Here is a 16050-nt window from a genome sequence, read left to right on the forward strand (position 1 = left end):
GGCTGGCGTCAGCAATACGCCCAGGGCCACGGCGCCCGCGCCGCGCGCGGCCAGCGGGCCCACTTGCACGCCCGCTTTCGGGTCGCCGAAGGTGCCGCGCACGTACAGGGGGGAACGCAGCGAGAACAGGCGCATCCCCTTGCTTTCGGGGTTGATGTCCAGGTCCAGGGTTTCGTCCTTGAAGTTCACGGTGCCGTCGATATGCACCACGGCGTTCTCGGTATCGAACAGGAATACCCGCGGCGTCATGACGCCGTTCTTCATTTGCAGGTCGGCCGCGCCGCAGTTGATCTGGACCTCTTCATCGCCGAACAATTTGCTGACCACGTAGTTGCCCACGTTCAGGCCGGCAATTTCCATCAATGCGCGGCTGATGACCCCATCGTTGATCAGCAGCCGGGTGTCGCCGCTGGCCGAACCCAGCAGCGCGGCCACGGAATTACCCGTACCGGTGAGCGCCGCGTCGCCGTTCAACTGGCCCAGCGCCTGCTGCATGGATTCCACCTTGGGAAACAGCTGTTTCAGGCGCAGGCCGCGGGCGGATATCTGCGAGCGGCCCGCCATGGGCGTGCGGCCGCCGTCCAGCCGCAGCGTGGTGTTGATGGTGCCGCCCGCCATGCCGAAGCGCAGCGGGTCCAGCGTCAGCAGGCCGTTGTCCATGACCAGGTGCACATTGAACTTGGTGATGGGCAGGTCTTCGTCATAGATGATGCGCCCCGCCGTCAGCACCACGTCGGCGTCCATGACGCGCCAGCGCTCGGTGCGGAATTCCTGCGTGGGCAGCACCTTGCCGCCGGGCTGGCGGGCGGGCTTTTTCTCGTCGGCGCCGGATTCCTTGGGCTTGCTGTCGGGCTGCACGCCCACCAGCGGGCCCAGGTCGCGCATGCGCAACTGATTGGAATTCAGCTTGCCCACCAGCTTGGGGCGCGGCTGGCCGGCCGTGAAGGTCAGGTCGCCATGCAGGTCGCTGGCCCCGACTTTGCCGTTGAAGTCGCGGTAGTGGAACACGGCGCCGCCGGGCTCGTTCAGCCTGGCGATCAGGCGGCCGTCGGTGGAATAGCGCGGCGTATCGGGCAGGGTGACCCCGGTGAGGGGATACAGGTCGGACATGGTGGCGCCCGACAGTTCCAGGCGCAGGTCCAGCGCCCCCAGGTTGGCGGGGTCGGTCAGGGTGCCGGCCACGGCGATGCGCGTATAGCCCACGGTGACATCGGCTTGCAGGGGAAAGGGTTGCTTGGGATCGCGCACCGCCAGCATGCCGCCGATCTTGCCTTCGCCACGCATGGGCAGGCCCTTGTAGCGGCCTTTGACTTTCCAGCCGAACAAATAATCTTCGGGCGCGCGGGCTTCGGCGGATGCCTGGTTGGCTTTCTCGGCGGCCGCTTCGGCCGAGGCCCGGGCCTTGTCCTGCTCGCTGTCTTCCGTTGCCGGGCTGGGGCCTTCCGGCGCCTTGCCCTGCGCCCCGGCGGCCTGCTTGCCGGCTTTATCGTCTACGCCGGGCTTGGGCGGCTCGGGCGCGGACGGCTTGCCAGCGATTTCGGCAAAAGGAATGGGCTTGCCCAGGGGGTCGATCTGCGCTTCGATGTCGGCGCGCAGCGTTTCATCGCGAAACACCACGTTGCCCTGGTCAAAGCCGATTTTGTCGATGTCCATGACCCACGGCGAAGGCTCGCCGCTGTCGGGCATGGTGAATTCCCAATTGGCGCGCCCGTCTTTCAGGCGCTGCAGGCTGGCCGCCGGACCTGTCAGCTGGATTTCCCGGATGACCACATGCCTGGCCAGCAGCGGCAGCAACGACAGGCTGAACTCGGCGCGCTTCAGCGTGGCCATGTTGGGGTCTTCGGCCCAGTCGGGGTTGCCCAGGGTGATGTCGTCCATGGCGATGTGCGGCCAGGGCACCCAGCCGCGCCAGCCCGGCTGCTCTACCGGGCGCCGCCATTGCACGGTCAGGTCGCCGTTGATGGCGAAAGGCCGGCCGATGGCCGCGGAGACGCGCTCATTGATGGTGGGCTTGAGCTGGTTCCAGTTGAACAGCGCAATCAACAGCACCAGGGCCGCCAGCAGAATGACAATGGCCGCACCCACCCCGATCAGTACTTTCTTCGTACGCGTCATGACCCGTTGTTCCTTTGCCGGGCCCGCCTCCCGCCGCCCAGCCTGGTTTCCAGGTTATAGGCGGAGCCGGGAATCAATGCCAAAGAATGTGTGCGGATCTTTCAAAATCCACCCGGCGGCGCCGTTCGTTGTCAGGCGGGACGCACAAAGCGTGCCCGGGCGGTTTCGCACGCGGCATGGTGATGGCAGGCGGGATGATGGTCGTTGACCATGCCCACCGACTGCATGAAGGCGTAGACGGTGGTGGGGCCCACGAACTTCCAACCCAGCTTCTTCAAGTCTTTGGACAGTGCCTGGGATTGCTCGGACACGGACACCGGTTGCGCGGGCCGCTTGCCGGCCTGGGCCTCGTAGCGCCAGAAGAACGCCCCCAGCGAACCATGCTGGCCGCGCATTTCGCGGGCCCGCTGGGCATTGTTGATGACGGCTTCGATCTTGCCCCGATGGCGCACGATGCCGGCGTCCAGCACCAGCTTATCAACGCGCGCCGGGGTATAGCGCGCCACCTTGTCGATGTCGAAGTCGGCAAACGCCCGGCGAAAGCCGTCGCGCTTGTCCAGGATGGTGCGCCAGCTCAGGCCCGACTGGAAGCCTTCCAGGCACAACTGTTCGAACAGGCTACGGTCGTCGGCCACCGGGCGGCCCCATTCGTCGTCGTGGTAGCGCTGGTAGCCGGTGGAATCGTCGACCCAGGCGCAGCGCGCCAGGCCGTCCTGGAAATCGGTACGCACGGTCATGTGGGAGGCCTCCCGGGCTGGCAATCTGCCGATGCTACTACGGCGGCGTGGCGGCGTCAGGCGGCGGCTGGCTGGGGGTTGTCGGGCCCCTGCGGGTCGTTCTCGGCGTCGGGGCGCGGCGACAGCGGCGGCAGGCCCAGGGCGGCGCGCAGGCGCTGGCAGTCGGGGTTGACCGAACCGTCGGGCTGCCACACCTGGAATTCACGGCATGGGGTGGGACGCAGCGGGTAGATGGCGCAATGGATGCCCGGCTGCCCCAGTTCACCGCGCAGGGCCACGCAGCGACCCCCGCCCTGTTCGGTGCCGCTCATGCAGACGCGCAGTGGGCCGATGGGCCGCACCAGTTCCAGCGGCACGGTGCCGCCGTTCTCGCCGGCGACTTCGCCGCAATAGAAAGACACGCGGAAATGCGCGCAGCAGGCGCCGCAATTCAGGCAGGGGTTCGCGGCATCGTGCTCGCCCAGCGTAGCAGGGGCAACCAGGATGACCGGGTTCGGAATCAGGCGCGTCATGGGTACGCCTTGGCAGGGTGATGGCAGTGAGGCGGGAGTTTAGCCAAGAAGCCCGGCAGGAGGAACAGATTTTTCCCGGCGCATGCTGCCACCTGGTATCTGACTCCCCGTCAGGGGTGTCAGATACCGATGTGTGAGTCAACTCGACACGACGGTGTCTGGCACCCTTGCGGGAGCCAGACACCCAACGGCATCAGTTATTGACAGTGATGCCTTCGGCGCGGATCAGGTCGCCCCATTTCTTGGCGTCGTCGCGCACGATTTCACCGAACTTCCCGGGCGTGGTGGGCGACAGTTCCACGCCGGTGGCATCCGCGTATTCCTTCAGTTCGGCCGAGGCCAGCACCTTGCCCAGCACCTGGTTCAGGCTGGCCACCGTGTCGGCCGGCGTACCCTTGGGGGCAAACACGCCATACCAGTTGTTGGCGTACACATTGGGCACGCCCAGTTCATCGAACGTGGGCACGTCCGGCAACACCGGCGAGCGCTTGGGCGCGGCAATGGCCAGGGCCCTGGCCTTGCCCGACTTGATGTGCGGCATCAGGCCCGATACGTCGCCGATGAAGCCGCCCACCTGGCCGCCGATGGTATCGGTAATGGCGGGCGCCGCTCCCTTGTAGGGCACGTGCAGGATGTTGGCGCCGGTGGCCAGTTTCAGCTGGGCGATCGCCATGTGCGGCATGCTGCCCACGCCCGATGACGCCATCGACAACCCCTCGCCCTTGGCGCGGGCCACGAAGGCCTTGGCGTCCTTGTCGGGGCTGTTGGGGCCCACCACCAGCACCTCGGGCACCGACACCAGCAGCGACACCGGCACGAAGTCGTTCAGGGGGTCGTAGATCAGCTTGGGATACAGCGAGGGGTTGATGGAAATAGCGCCCACCGAACTCAGGAACAGCGTATTGCCGTCGGGCTTCGCGCGGCCCACGTAGGTAGCGGCGATGGCGCCGTTGCCGCCGGGCTTGTTCTCGACCACGACGGGATGCTTCAGTTCTTTTTCCAGCTGCGCGGCCACCACGCGGGCCAGCGAGTCCGCCGGGCCGCCGGCCGGAAAGGCCACCACCAGGTTGGTGCTGGACTGCGCCTGCGCGCCGGCGGCCGCCAGGCCCAGCAGGCCGATGGCAAGGTGTTTCAGGATCCGGGTATAGGACATGGTTTTCTCCTCTGTGCTTATGTAGGTGTATGGATCTGGGTAGTGCTCAGGGGCATGGCGCCCCCTGGGTGTTGACGAACAAGGAATAAATGGACGTGCAGGACGCCATGAACAGGCGGTTGCGGTGCTTGCCGCCGAAGCACAGGTTGGCGCAGCGTTCGGGCAGGGCAATGCGGCCCAGTAATTCGCCTTGCGGCGAATACACGCGCACGCCGTCGAGTTCGGGCGTGCCCATGCCCCAGCCGCACCACAGGTTGCCTTCGACATCGACGCGAAAACCGTCCGGCGTGCCATCGGCCGCGTCGAACAGCACCCGCGCGGCGCTCAACGCGCGGCCGTCGCCGGCCACATCGAACACCAGGATATTGCGCGGCCGCGCACGCGATTCGATCACGTACAGGCGCTGCTCGTCGGGCGAAAAAGCCAGGCCGTTGGGCCCGTTTACCGTGTCGCACATCAAGGCCACGGAGCCATCGTGCGGGTCGATGCGGTAGATGCCGGCAGGCAATTCCTGCGGGGCCTTCTCGCCCTGGTAATAACCCACGATGCCGAACGGCGGATCGGTGAACCAGATGGATCCGTCCGACTTCACCACCACATCATTCGGCGAGTTCAGGCGCTTGCCCTGGTAGCTGTCGGCCAGCACCGTCAGGCGCCCGTCGTGTTCGGTGCGCGTGACGCGGCGGCCCAGGTGCTCGCAGGTGATCAGGCGGCCCTGCAGATCGCGGGTATTGCCATTGGCATGGTTGGCGGCATGGCGCCATACATGGGTTTGCTGGCTGACTTCGTCCCAGCGCATGATGCGGTCATTGGGCACGTCACTCCACAACAGATAACGGCCGTCGCCAAACCATACCGGGCCTTCGGCCCAGCGGCTGCCCGTGGCCAGGCGTTCGACGGCGGCCAGCGGCAGCACCAGTTTCTCGAAGCGCGGGTCCAGCGCGATGACTGCCGGGTCCGGGTAGCGTCCGGGGTCAGTCGCAGCGCGCACTCATGCCTCCGTCGACCACGATCTCGGTGGCGGTAATGAAGCGCGCCTCGTCCGAGGCCAGGAACAGCGCCGCGTTGGCGGTATCCAGGCCGTCGCCCATGAAGGGCAGCGGAATGCGCGACTGCCGCTCGGCCAGCAACTGGTCGACATTGCCGCCGGCACGCTGGCCCGCCAGCCGCACTTCAACCATGGGCGTGTGCATCTGGCCCGGCACCACGGTATTGCAGCGGATGTTCTTCTTGGCGTATTCCACCGCCACCACGCGCGACAGCTGGATGACGCCGGCCTTGGCGCTGGCATAGCCCACCTGGGCCGACCCCGTCCAGCGGATGCCGGACGTGGAAGCGATATTGACGATGGCGCCCCCGCCCTGCTTTTCCATCAAGGGCAGGACGTGGCGGCATCCCAGGTAGACACTCTTCAGGTTGAAATCGATCTGCTTGTCCCAGCTCGATTCATCCAGATTGGCCGGGCCGCCCTTGCGCGACCCGCCCACGTTGTTGACCAGGATGTCGACCCGGCCCCACTTGTCCACGCAGGCGTCCACCATGGCCTGCACCGCTTGCGACGAGGTGACGTCGGCCTGCCAGGTGGCGATGTCGCCGCCCGCCTCGTTGACGCGGGCCACGGTTTCTTCCAGGGCGGCAAGGTCCAGGTCCACCGCGAAGACGCGGGCTCCTTCCTGGGCAAAACGGTAGGCAATGGCGCGGCCATTGCCCCAGCCGGGGCCCACGCTGCCCGCGCCGGTAACGATCACGACCTTGTCCTGTAGTCGGCCTGTCATGGTGTCTCTCTCCTGGAATTGAATGCTCAAGCTGAATGGTCAAGCGGCCGAAGGGCCGAAGCTGACGGTGCTGCCGTCGGGCGGCTGGATGTCGAAGACATTGATGGTCATCGAGATCAGCGTGTAGTACCCGGCGATGCCCGTCAGGTCGACCACGCTTTCGGTGCCCAGCACCTGCACGGCTTGCTGGTACAGCGCGTCGGACACGCGGCGCGATTCCAGCAATTCGCGCACGAAGCGGTATACGACCGACTCATCGGCCTGCTGGAAAACCGGCGTGGCGCCGGTGCGGATCTGCTCGGCCACTGCGGCATCCAGGCCGGCCTGCACGGCGATGGGCTGGTGCGCCCACCATTCGAAGGGCGCTTCCCACCAGGCCGCCATCGTCAAAATGGCCAGCTCGGACAGCCGCGGGCTCAGGCTGGAGTCATAGCGGCAATACTGGCCCAGGGCCTGTGCATGCTCGGCCAGGCCGGGCCGGTGCAGCCACACCGCCAGCGGGCCGCGCACCCTGCCGCGCGGACCGGATGCAATGGCCTCGTACACGCGGCGCTGGTGGGCCGACATGGCGGATACATCGGGCGGTTGCAGTCTGGGCATGGTCAGTCCCCTTGGTTGGCGGGCACCCGGCGGAACATGGTGCGCTTGGTGTTGATGAAATGGGGGCGCACGCGGCTGCTCCAGTCGGTGGCGCGCACGGCCAGCCAGGCGGGCGAGCCGAAAGTCTCGCGGCTGGCCAGTTCATAGCAGGCGTAGTAGCGTGGCGAGGCATCGGCCGCCAGGTAGCGGCGCGCGCGCACCGTGCCGGGCACCGCGGCCAGCCCGGGCAAGTGCTCTTCTTCATACCAGCGGTCGAAATCGGCTTCGGCGCCCGGTTTGATGTCGGTCTCGACGATGTAGAACCACGGGGCGGACTGGCCGGCGGCCTGGCCCGCCAGGTCGGTGGTCGGTGCCAGTGCCACTGCCTGCGCGCGCGGATATTGCGTGCGCAGCGCCGCCAGCACCGCGCCGCGGTCGGCGGGCGCGGCCAGCAAAGCATAGGTTTCGGTGTGGTCGGCGGCAGCATATACAGCCGGCTCGCCCTGCCCCAGGCCGGGCAGCGCCAGGATGGCGGCGGGGGCGACAGTCTCTTCCGGGAATTTGATCAGCATTTGTTCCATGCTTGTTGTGCTCGCTAAAAGATTTCAGGGGCCAATTCAGGGGCCAAATCGGTACAACGCTTGCGGGTTGTCCACCAGGATCCGCTGCCGCACGGCGGCGTCGGGACACAGGCGCAGAAAGGTATTCAGCAGTTCGCCGTCGTCGGGCATGTCGCCCGTCACGTTGGGATGCGGCCAGTCGGTGCCCCACAGCAACTGGTCGGGCATGGCGTCCAGCAAGGCCGACACCAGGGGCTCGCCATCGGTGAACGGGCGCCGGCCGGTGCTGGACACGCGGTCCACGCCGGACACCTTCACCCAGGCTTGCGGATGCCCGCGCAGGCCCAGTAGGGCCTGGAAAGCGGCGCTGCCAGTGCCCTGCCCGGCGGCGGCGCGGCCCATGTGGTCGATGACGAAAGGCACCGGCAGTTGCGGCAGGCGTTCCAGCAGCCCGGGCAGCGAGGCCTGGTCGGAATGCACGCACACATGCCAGCCGAAGGGCGCGATGCGCGGCGCCATGGCGGCCAACTCGTCCCACCCGGCATTGGCCAGGTGCGCCACGAAGTTGTAGCGCACGCCGCGCACACCGCGGCGGTCCAGTTCGGCAATGGATGCTTCCGTGGCATCCGGCGCCAGCAGGCCCACGGCACGGTACTGCCCGGCCCCCCGGTCCAGCGCGTCCAGCGTGGCCGACATGTCGTAGCCATGGCAGCCCGGCTGCACGATCACGCCGCGGCTGAAGCCCAGTTGCCGGTGCAGGTTCCGCAGTTTTTCGAATGGGGCGTCGGGCGGCGTGTAGGGGCGGTTGTCCGCGTACGGGAACGCATCCGCCGGGCCGAAAATGTGGAAGTGGCTATCGCAGGCGTGCGCGGGCAGCGCGCCGCTGGGGGGCGTGACCGAGTCTAGGGGGGCGGCGCAATCGGGCATGAGAACCAGGAAAGTGTCGTGAACCCCGCATGATGCGCAGGCCGGCCGGCCCCGGCAATATCGCCAGGCTGACTTCTGATATAGAAAAAACGTATACCATTGCGGCCATGGATCTCAAGCAAATCCGCTACTTCATCATGGCTTGCGAAATGCACAGCCTGTCCCGCGCCGCCCAGGTATTGGGCCTGTCGCAACCCTCGCTCAGCCGGCAGATCCAGTTGCTGGAATCCGAATTGCGCCACCACCTGCTCACCCGCACCGGACGCGGCGTAGAGCCCACGCCGGCCGGGCTGCGTTTCCTGGCGCATGCCAAGGCCCTGGACGCCCTGGCCCTGCAGGCGCGCCAGGACATGCGCGCGTTCGGCTCCACCCTGCAAGACAAGGTGCGGCTGGGCATGCCGCACCGCGTGGCGCGCCGGCTGGCCCCGCAGATCGTGCAGGCCTTCCGCCGCCTGCACCCCACCGCGGCCCTGACCCTGGCCGAGGGGCTGAGCTCGGAAATGAATGAATGGCTGGTAAAAGACCGGGTGGACGTGGCTTTGCTGTACGACCCGCCCCCGTCCACCCTGGTGCGCTACGAGTCGGTGTACCGCGAAGACCTGGTGCTGGCCTATCGCAAGTCCAACTGGCCAGTGCCGCCGCCGCGCGTGCGCGCCCGCGACCTGGGCAACTACCCGCTGGTGCTGCCCAGCGCGCCGAACACCATCCGCGCGCTGGTGGACAACACCTGCCGCGACTTGAACGTAGCGCTGGACATCGCGGCCGAAGTGGACGTGGTGCACACCATTCTGGAAACCATGACGCAGGACAGCCTGTACGCCATCCTGCCGCGCTCGGCGCTGAACGACATGCAAGGGCAAGACCACCTGACCTGCTCGGAAATCATCGACCCCGTCATCATGAACAACCTGACGCTGGCCACGCCGGCGCGCCAGCCCCTGCCGCCGCTGGTGGAGGCCACCGCCGCCATCATCCGCGAACTGGACATGCGGCGGCTGTTCGCCTGAACCCGCGCTTGCGGGCGGCGGGCTAACCCAGCACCGACACGCCCTTGATCTGCGCCCAGGCGTGCGAGCCCGGCGCCAGTTTCAACTGGTCGCGCGAATAGCGCGTGATGCGCGCCAACAGGCCGGTGCCATCGGCGTCCAGCCGCACCAGGATGTGGTCCGGGTTGCCCGCCGGCGTCATGTCCAGCACGCGCACCGGAATCATGTTGACGATGCTGCTGCCTTGCGGTTGTTCAAGCGCCAGGCTGACATCGCGCGCCTTGACCGCCAGCCGCGCCGGACGCCCGGGCGGCAAGGCATCGTGCACCACGCGCAGGCAGGCCGTGCTGCCGGGCAGTTGCACCGACATCAGCCGGTAGGCGGCATCGAAGTGCGCCACCGTGCCTTCCACCACCACCCAGGCGTCATCGTCCGCCGCCAGCGGCAGATCCAGGCGCGTCAGCATCTGCGCGATCGGCCCGCTGGCCGTGGCGCGGCCGTTTTCCAGCAGCACCAGGTAATCGGCCAGCCGCGCGACTTCCTGCGACGCATGGCTGACATACAGCACCGGAATATCCAGCTCGTCGTGCAAGCGTTCAAGGTAGGGCAAGATTTCCTGCTTGCGCGCGGTGTCCAGTGCGGCCAGCGGTTCGTCCATCAACAACAGGCGCGGGCTGGTCAGCAAGGCGCGCGCCATGCCCACGCGCTGGCGCTCGCCGCCGGACAGGCCCGTGGGCATGCGCGGCAGCAGGTGGCCAATGCCTAATAGGTCCACCGCTTGGTCCAGGTCCACTCGCCGTTGCCGCCAGGGCACGCGTTTCAGGCCGAACTGCAGGTTGCGCAGCACCGACAAGTGCGGAAACAGGCTGGCTTCCTGGAACACGTACCCCAAGGGACGCTGGTGCGTGGGCACCGACACACCGGCCGCCGTGTCCAGCCAGACCTCGCCGTTCACGCGCAGATATCCTTGCGCGGCGGGCTCCAGCCCCGCCATGCAGCGCAGGCAGGTGGTCTTGCCCGACCCGGAATGCCCATACAGCGCGGTCACGCCCCTGCCCGGCAGGCGCAGGTCCAGGTCCAGCGAAAAATCGCCGTAGTCCACGCGGAAGCGGGCTTCGATATCGACGGCCTCGCCGGCCTGGCGCGGGTTCTTGCTTACGTCCGGCATGGCGCTACCACACGCGCGCCACGCGCCGCCGCGTGTACAGCAACAACAGCACCACGAACGAGAACACCACCATGCCGCCCGCCAGCCAATGCGCCTGCGCATATTCCAGCGCTTCGACATGGTCGTAGATCTGCACCGACACCACCCGGGTCACTCCTTCGATATTGCCGCCTATCATCAGCACCACGCCGAATTCGCCCACGGTGTGCGCAAAACCCAGGATGCCGGCGGTGATGAAACCCGGCCGCGCCAGCGGCAGCACCACCGAGAAAAAACAGTCGCGCGGGCTGGCGCGCAGCGTGGCGGCGGCTTCCAGCGGCCGGGTGCCGACGGCTTCGAAGGCGTTCTGCAGGGGCTGCACCACGAACGGCAATGAATACACCACCGAGCCCACCACCAGCCCGGCAAAAGTGAACGGCAGCACGCCCAGCCCCAGCGACTGGGTCGCCTGCCCCACCGGCCCGTTGGGGCCCATCAGCACCAGCAGATAGAAACCCAGCACGGTGGGCGGCAGCACCAGCGGTAACGCCACCACCGCCCCGATCGGGCCTTTCAGGCGCGACCGCGTACGCGCCAGCCACCAGGCGATGGGCGTGCCAATGACCAACAGCACCAGGGTGGTCAGCGACGCCAGCTGGATGGTCAGCCAGATGGCGGCCAGGTCGGAAGAATCCAGGTGCATGCGGTGGCGCGGCTCCGTAGCGTGTCGTGGTCAGGGCGCGGACACCTGGTAGCCGTACGACTTGATGATGGCGGCGGCCTGGGGGCCTTTCAGGTAATCCACGAAAGCCTGGGCGGCAGGGTTGCCTTTGCCCTTGGCCAGGATGACGGCGTCCTGCTTGATGGCGTCGTGCATCGAAGCCGGCACCAGCCAGGCCGAACCCGACGTCAGCTTGCCGTCTTTATAAACCTGTGACAAGGCCACGAAGCCCAGTTCGGCGTTGCCGGTGGCCACGAACTGCTGCGCCTGGGCAATGCTTTGCCCTTCCACGATCTTGAGTTTCAGCGCATCGGCCAGGCCCAGCTTGTCCAGTACCTGCGTGGCGGCCAGCCCGTAGGGGGCGGTCTTGGGGTTGGCGATGGCCAGGTGGCGGAAGGCGTTTTTCTTCAGCACGGCGCCTTGTTCATCCACGTAGCCCGGCTGGGCCGACCACAGGGCCAGCGAACCCACCGCATAGGTGAAGCGCGAACCGGGCACGGTTTGCCCTTCGGTTTCCAGCCGCGCCGGGCGAGTATCGTCAGCGGCCAGGAATACCTCGAACGGCGCGCCGTTCTTGATCTGCGCGTAGAACTGGCCCGTGGCCCCGAAGGCGGCCATGGCCTTGTGCCCGGTATCCTGCTCGAACTGCTGGGCAATGGCCTGCATGGGGGCCGTGAAATTGGCGGCCACGGCAACTTGCACTTCGCCGGCGGTGGCGGCGGCGGAAACGGACAGCGCGGCGGCGGCCGCCGCCAGCAAAGCAAAACGCGAGACGGACATGATGGATCCAGGTAAGTTCAGATTTCGTTATGTACCGAACTATATAACGAAATTCTGTCGCCGGGCAGCAATGCACTTGAGAAAGATCAGAGGCAGTGGCCTGGGTTTTCTATACTCAGCCCTGTTCCACGCGCAGTCCGCGCCGGCCTAACGTAATCGAGCTACATGAATCAACCCGTACCCGAAGGCTTCGAGCCCTGGCATCCCAGCAGCCCCTTCATGGCCCATCTGGCCGACCTGGGCGCCTTCTACCGGCGCACCGACAGCAACGTGCTGGCCATGCGCATCGGCACGGCGCACAGCAATATGCACAATATCGCGCATGGCGGCCTGCTGGCCACGCTGGCCGACAGCGCGCTGGGCTACTGCATCGTGCAGGAAGCCAAGGTGTCGGTGGTGACGGTGCAGATGTCGGTGGAATATCTAAGCGCCGTCAAGCCCGGCGACTGGCTGGAAGCCCACGTGCACATCGACAAGCAAGGCAGGCGGCTGCTGTACGCAACCTGCCTGCTGAAGGTCGACGGGGCCGTCATGCTGAAAGCCAATGCGGTGTTTGCCGTGCGGGCCGCCGCCAAGCCGGCTTCCGACGGCTGAACGCCGCGCGCCGCGCAACGTCACACCATATTCGGTACCATAGCGCGGCGGCCGCCACGCCCCGGCGTCGGCTGCCCTCTCCGCCCGCGTATTCCACTGTTTCAAGCACATCGCATGCCCAATCCCGCCGCGAAGCCCCCAGGTAAAAGCCGGAAGAAGCGCTATATCTGGATCGCCGTGGCCGTGCTGGCCATTCTGCTGCTGGGCAAGATGCTGTTCTTCGGCGCCCCGCCCAAGCCCGATTTCGCCACCGCCGAGGCCAAGCTGGCCGACATGGAAGACAGCGTGCTCGCTTCGGGCACGCTGGAAGCCGTGCGGCAAGTCAGCGTGGGGGCCCAGGTGTCGGGCCAGCTCAAGTCGCTGAAGGTGGAACTGGGCGACGAAGTGCGGCAAGGCCAACTGGTGGCCGAAATCGACGACATGACGCAGCAGAACGACCTGCGCAACGCGCAGGCCGCGCTGGCCACCCGCAAGGCCGAACGCCAGGCCAAGCTGGCCACGCTGAAACAGGCCGAACTGGCCTACGCGCGCCAGCGCCAGATGCTGGCGCGCGATGCCAGTTCCCGCGAAGATTTCGAACAGGCCGAGGCCAACCTGAAAGTCACGCGCGCCGAGATCGCCTCGCTGGACGCACAGATCGCCCAGGCCGAGATCGAGGTAGACACCGCGCGCGTCAACCTGGGCTACACCCGCATTTCTTCACCCATGGACGGCAAGGTGGTGGCCATCGTCACCAAAGAAGGCCAGACGGTGAACTCGATCCAGACCGCGCCCACCATCATCAAGGTGGCGCAGGTGGACACCATGACGGTGAAGGCGCAGATTTCGGAAGCCGACGTCACGCGCGTGCGGCCGGGGCAGAAGGTGTACTTCACCATTCTGGGCGAACCCGACAAGCGCCATTACGGCACCCTGCGTGCCATCGAGCCGGCGCCCGACTCCATCCAGCGCGACGAAAGCACCAGCGCCCTGACCGGCGCCAGCACCACGTCCAGCGGAACCAGCGCGGCCGTGTACTACAACGGCCTGTTCGACGTGCCCAACCCCGACGAAACCTTGCGCATTTCCATGACGGCACAGGTGTTCATCGTGCTGGGCGAGGCGAAACAGACCCTGGTCATTCCCTCGTCGGCGCTGGGCAAGCGCGGCGAGGACGGCCACTACACCGTGCGCGTGGTGGGCCCCGACAACGTGCCGGCCGAGCGCCAGATCAAGGTGGGCATGAACAACAACGTCAATGCCCAGGTGCTGGAAGGCCTGGACGCTGGCGAGAAAGTGGTGTCGGCGGAAGCTGCCGACCCCGCGGCGCCCCAATGACGCAACAAGCCGTGCCTGCCCCTTCGGCAAGCGGCGCGCTGATCAGCCTGCGCGGCGTGTGGCGCGAATTCTCCGCCGGCGACCAGGTGGTGGCGGTGCTGCGCGACGTAAACCTGCAGATCGAGTCCGGCGAAATGGTGGCCATCGTGGGCGCGTCCGGTTCGGGCAAGTCCACGCTGATGAACATCCTGGGCTGCCTGGACCGCCCCAGCCGCGGCGTGTACGAAGTAGACGGCCGCGCCACCGACGCCATGGATCCGGACGAACTGGCCGAACTGCGGCGCGAGCACTTCGGCTTCATCTTCCAGCGCTACCACCTGCTGGCCGACCTGACCGCCCGCGGCAACGTGGAAATGCCGGCCATCTATGCTGCCACGCCGCGCGGCGCGCGGCGCGAGCGGGCCCAGGCCCTGCTGCGCCGCCTGGGGCTGGACCACCGCCTGGACTACCGGCCCGGCCAGTTGTCCGGCGGCCAGCAGCAGCGCGTCAGTATTGCGCGCGCGCTGATGAACGGCGGGCGCATCATCCTGGCCGACGAACCCACCGGCGCGCTGGACACCCACACCGGCCAGGAGGTGCTGCGCATCCTGGAAGAACTGAACGCCGCCGGCCATACGGTGGTGATCGTCACGCACGACATGAACGTGGCGCAGCACGCGCGCCGCATCATCGAGATCAGCGACGGCGAGATCGTGGCCGACCGCCGCCATGACCAGGCCGCGCCCCTGCCCACCGCGCCGCCCGGCGACCCGGTACGCGCCGAGCCCGTGCGGGAACGCGAACGCCCCTGGCTGGCCATGCTGGAACGCGCCAACGAATCGCTGCACATGGCGCTGTTGGCCATGAACGCGCACCGGCTGCGCACCTTCCTGACCATGCTGGGCATCGTGATCGGCATCGCGGCGGTAGTGTCGGTGGTGGCCCTGGGCGAGGGCTCGCGGCAGAAGATCCTGGCCGACATCAGCGAAATCGGCACCAACACCGTGGACATCTACCCGGGCAAGGATTTCGGCGACGAAAAGGCCAGCACCATCCGCACCCTGGTGCCCGCCGACGCGGCCGCCCTGGCGCGCCAGCTGTACGTGGACAGCGTCACGCCACAGGCATCCACCACGGCGTCGCTGCGCTACCGCAACGTGTCGGTCAACGGTTCCATCCAGGGCGTGGGCGAGCAGTTCTTCCGCGTGCGCGGCCTGAAAGTGGCCCAGGGCAAGTTCTTCGACGCCGAAGCCGTTACCCGCCGCGCCCAGGAAGTGGTCATCGACGAGAACACCCGCAAGGCCTTGTTCGGCAACCACACCGAACCGATAGGACAGGTGATTTTCCTGGGCACCATGCCGGCGCGCGTCATCGGCGTGACGGTACGCAAGGAAAGCATGTTCGGCGACGGACAGACACTGAATGCCTGGATCCCCTACACCACCGCGCTCAGCCGCCTGCTGGGCCAGCAGCACCTGCGCAGCATCACCGTGCGGGTCAGCGACGCCATGCCCACCAAGGCCGCCGAACAGGCCATTACGCGGCTGATGACACAGCGGCACGGCACCAAGGATTTCTTCGTCTTCAACACCGACACCATCCGCCAGACCATCGAGCGCACCACGGCCACGATGACGCTGCTGGTATCGGCCATCGCCATCATTTCACTGGTGGTGGGCGGCATCGGCGTGATGAACATCATGCTGGTGTCGGTTACCGAGCGCACCCGCGAGATCGGCGTGCGCATGGCCGTGGGCGCGCGCCGCAGCGACATCATGCAGCAGTTCCTGATAGAAGCCGTACTGGTGTGCCTGATCGGCGGCATGCTGGGCATCCTGCTGTCGCTGGGTCTGGGCGTGCTGGTGGCGCAGCTTTCCGGCGGCAGCTTCCGCCTGATTTACTCCGGCGCCTCGATGGTGGCCGCCTTCGTGTGCTCCACGCTGATTGGCGTGGGCTTCGGTTACCTGCCGGCGCGCAATGCCGCGCGGCTCGACCCCGTGGAATCACTGGCCAGAGAATGACTACGTTTTTTGCACGCGCCCCCCGCTGCCTGGCCTCGTGCCTGCTGGCCCTGCCGCTGGCGCTGGGCGGCTGCGGCCTGATGCGCACCACGTATGAACGCCCGGCCGTGGACAGCCCGGCGGCCTGGACATACGGCAGCGCGCGCG

Annotated in this window: 16 protein-coding genes; 4 read left to right on the forward strand and 12 right to left on the reverse strand. The window is 67.0% G+C overall.

What is annotated here, in order from left to right; all coding sequences use genetic code 11:
- The 9 genes from LPZ50_RS11015 to LPZ50_RS11055 form a co-directional block, all read right to left on the reverse strand.
- Positions 1-2115, reverse strand: a 2115-nt coding sequence (locus LPZ50_RS11015; protein WP_230661306.1) for an AsmA family protein, incomplete at its 3' end; no start/stop codon positions are given.
- A gap of 131 nt (positions 2116-2246) precedes the next feature.
- On the reverse strand, positions 2247-2852 hold the full coding sequence (locus tag LPZ50_RS11020) for a DNA-3-methyladenine glycosylase I (RefSeq protein WP_230661308.1): 606 nt from the start codon (positions 2850-2852) through the stop codon (positions 2247-2249).
- Between the two features lie 56 nt (positions 2853-2908).
- Positions 2909-3364 carry a YkgJ family cysteine cluster protein gene (locus LPZ50_RS11025; protein ID WP_230661310.1) on the reverse strand — a complete coding sequence of 152 codons (456 nt, stop codon included), beginning with the start codon at positions 3362-3364 and terminating at the stop codon, positions 2909-2911.
- 193 nt (positions 3365-3557) lie between these two features.
- A complete protein-coding gene (locus tag LPZ50_RS11030; protein ID WP_230661312.1) occupies positions 3558-4517 on the reverse strand; it encodes a Bug family tripartite tricarboxylate transporter substrate binding protein in 960 nt (319 codons plus the stop codon).
- Positions 4518-4563: 46 nt separating this feature from the next.
- Complete coding sequence (locus LPZ50_RS11035; RefSeq protein WP_230661314.1) at positions 4564-5508, reverse strand: SMP-30/gluconolactonase/LRE family protein; 945 nt, start codon at positions 5506-5508, stop codon at positions 4564-4566.
- On the reverse strand, positions 5492-6292 hold the full coding sequence (locus LPZ50_RS11040; protein WP_230661316.1) for an SDR family NAD(P)-dependent oxidoreductase: 801 nt from the start codon (positions 6290-6292) through the stop codon (positions 5492-5494). The genes LPZ50_RS11035 and LPZ50_RS11040 overlap by 17 nt, the downstream gene beginning before the upstream one ends.
- A 39-nt stretch (positions 6293-6331) precedes the next feature.
- Positions 6332-6892: a carboxymuconolactone decarboxylase family protein gene (locus LPZ50_RS11045; protein ID WP_230661318.1), complete on the reverse strand. Its 561-nt coding sequence runs from the start codon at positions 6890-6892 to the stop codon at positions 6332-6334.
- Positions 6893-6894: 2 nt separating this feature from the next.
- Positions 6895-7452, reverse strand: coding sequence for a DUF4286 family protein (locus tag LPZ50_RS11050; protein WP_230661320.1), 558 nt, complete (start codon positions 7450-7452; stop codon positions 6895-6897).
- Between the two features lie 36 nt (positions 7453-7488).
- Entirely contained in the window at positions 7489-8358 is an 870-nt protein-coding gene (locus LPZ50_RS11055; protein WP_230661322.1) for an amidohydrolase family protein, read from the reverse strand.
- Positions 8359-8465: 107 nt separating this feature from the next.
- Here LPZ50_RS11055 and LPZ50_RS11060 point away from each other — a divergent pair, with 107 nt between their 5' ends.
- Positions 8466-9365: a LysR family transcriptional regulator gene (locus LPZ50_RS11060; protein ID WP_230661324.1), complete on the forward strand. Its 900-nt coding sequence runs from the start codon at positions 8466-8468 to the stop codon at positions 9363-9365.
- A 22-nt stretch (positions 9366-9387) separates the two neighbouring features.
- Here LPZ50_RS11060 and modC read toward each other — a convergent pair whose 3' ends face one another.
- From modC to modA, 3 genes are read right to left on the reverse strand one after another with little or no spacing between them, the layout of a single operon-like run.
- On the reverse strand, positions 9388-10512 hold the full coding sequence (gene modC / locus LPZ50_RS11065; RefSeq protein ID WP_230661326.1) for a molybdenum ABC transporter ATP-binding protein: 1125 nt from the start codon (positions 10510-10512) through the stop codon (positions 9388-9390).
- Between the two features lie 4 nt (positions 10513-10516).
- Positions 10517-11194, reverse strand: coding sequence for a molybdate ABC transporter permease subunit (gene modB / locus LPZ50_RS11070; protein ID WP_230661332.1), 678 nt, complete (start codon positions 11192-11194; stop codon positions 10517-10519).
- A 30-nt stretch (positions 11195-11224) separates the two neighbouring features.
- Positions 11225-11992: a molybdate ABC transporter substrate-binding protein gene (modA, locus tag LPZ50_RS11075; RefSeq protein WP_230661334.1), complete on the reverse strand. Its 768-nt coding sequence runs from the start codon at positions 11990-11992 to the stop codon at positions 11225-11227.
- 165 nt (positions 11993-12157) lie between these two features.
- Here modA and LPZ50_RS11080 point away from each other — a divergent pair, with 165 nt between their 5' ends.
- The 3 genes from LPZ50_RS11080 (at position 12158) to LPZ50_RS11090 (ending at position 15903) form a co-directional block, all read left to right on the forward strand.
- On the forward strand, positions 12158-12586 hold the full coding sequence (locus LPZ50_RS11080; protein ID WP_230661338.1) for a PaaI family thioesterase: 429 nt from the start codon (positions 12158-12160) through the stop codon (positions 12584-12586).
- 114 nt (positions 12587-12700) lie between these two features.
- Positions 12701-13903: a macrolide transporter subunit MacA gene (gene macA / locus LPZ50_RS11085; protein ID WP_230661340.1), complete on the forward strand. Its 1203-nt coding sequence runs from the start codon at positions 12701-12703 to the stop codon at positions 13901-13903.
- Positions 13900-15903 carry a MacB family efflux pump subunit gene (locus tag LPZ50_RS11090; protein ID WP_230661342.1) on the forward strand — a complete coding sequence of 668 codons (2004 nt, stop codon included), beginning with the start codon at positions 13900-13902 and terminating at the stop codon, positions 15901-15903. The genes macA and LPZ50_RS11090 overlap by 4 nt, the downstream gene beginning before the upstream one ends.
- The last annotated feature ends 147 nt before the right edge of the window (positions 15904-16050 follow it).

The organism is Bordetella petrii (assembly GCF_020991325.1).
Taxonomy (GTDB): Bacteria; Pseudomonadota; Gammaproteobacteria; order Burkholderiales; family Burkholderiaceae_B; genus Bordetella_A; species Bordetella_A petrii_E.

What these genes read in the sequence shown, in the direction of transcription:
- LPZ50_RS11030 (WP_230661312.1), bottom strand. Translation starts at nt 4,517, where the DNA reads ATGTCCTATACCCGGATCCTGAAACACCTTGCCATCGGCCTGCTGGGC.
- LPZ50_RS11040 (WP_230661316.1), bottom strand. Translation starts at nt 6,292, where the DNA reads ATGACAGGCCGACTACAGGACAAGGTCGTGATCGTTACCGGCGCGGGC.
- modC (WP_230661326.1), bottom strand. Translation starts at nt 10,512, where the DNA reads ATGCCGGACGTAAGCAAGAACCCGCGCCAGGCCGGCGAGGCCGTCGAT.
- macA (WP_230661340.1), top strand. Translation starts at nt 12,701, where the DNA reads ATGCCCAATCCCGCCGCGAAGCCCCCAGGTAAAAGCCGGAAGAAGCGC.
- LPZ50_RS11060 (WP_230661324.1), top strand. Translation starts at nt 8,466, where the DNA reads ATGGATCTCAAGCAAATCCGCTACTTCATCATGGCTTGCGAAATGCAC.
- LPZ50_RS11045 (WP_230661318.1), bottom strand. Translation starts at nt 6,892, where the DNA reads ATGCCCAGACTGCAACCGCCCGATGTATCCGCCATGTCGGCCCACCAG.
- LPZ50_RS11055 (WP_230661322.1), bottom strand. Translation starts at nt 8,358, where the DNA reads ATGCCCGATTGCGCCGCCCCCCTAGACTCGGTCACGCCCCCCAGCGGC.
- LPZ50_RS11080 (WP_230661338.1), top strand. Translation starts at nt 12,158, where the DNA reads ATGAATCAACCCGTACCCGAAGGCTTCGAGCCCTGGCATCCCAGCAGC.
- modA (WP_230661334.1), bottom strand. Translation starts at nt 11,992, where the DNA reads ATGTCCGTCTCGCGTTTTGCTTTGCTGGCGGCGGCCGCCGCCGCGCTG.
- modB (WP_230661332.1), bottom strand. Translation starts at nt 11,194, where the DNA reads ATGCACCTGGATTCTTCCGACCTGGCCGCCATCTGGCTGACCATCCAG.
- LPZ50_RS11020 (WP_230661308.1), bottom strand. Translation starts at nt 2,852, where the DNA reads ATGACCGTGCGTACCGATTTCCAGGACGGCCTGGCGCGCTGCGCCTGG.
- LPZ50_RS11090 (WP_230661342.1), top strand. Translation starts at nt 13,900, where the DNA reads ATGACGCAACAAGCCGTGCCTGCCCCTTCGGCAAGCGGCGCGCTGATC.
- LPZ50_RS11025 (WP_230661310.1), bottom strand. Translation starts at nt 3,364, where the DNA reads ATGACGCGCCTGATTCCGAACCCGGTCATCCTGGTTGCCCCTGCTACG.
- LPZ50_RS11050 (WP_230661320.1), bottom strand. Translation starts at nt 7,452, where the DNA reads ATGGAACAAATGCTGATCAAATTCCCGGAAGAGACTGTCGCCCCCGCC.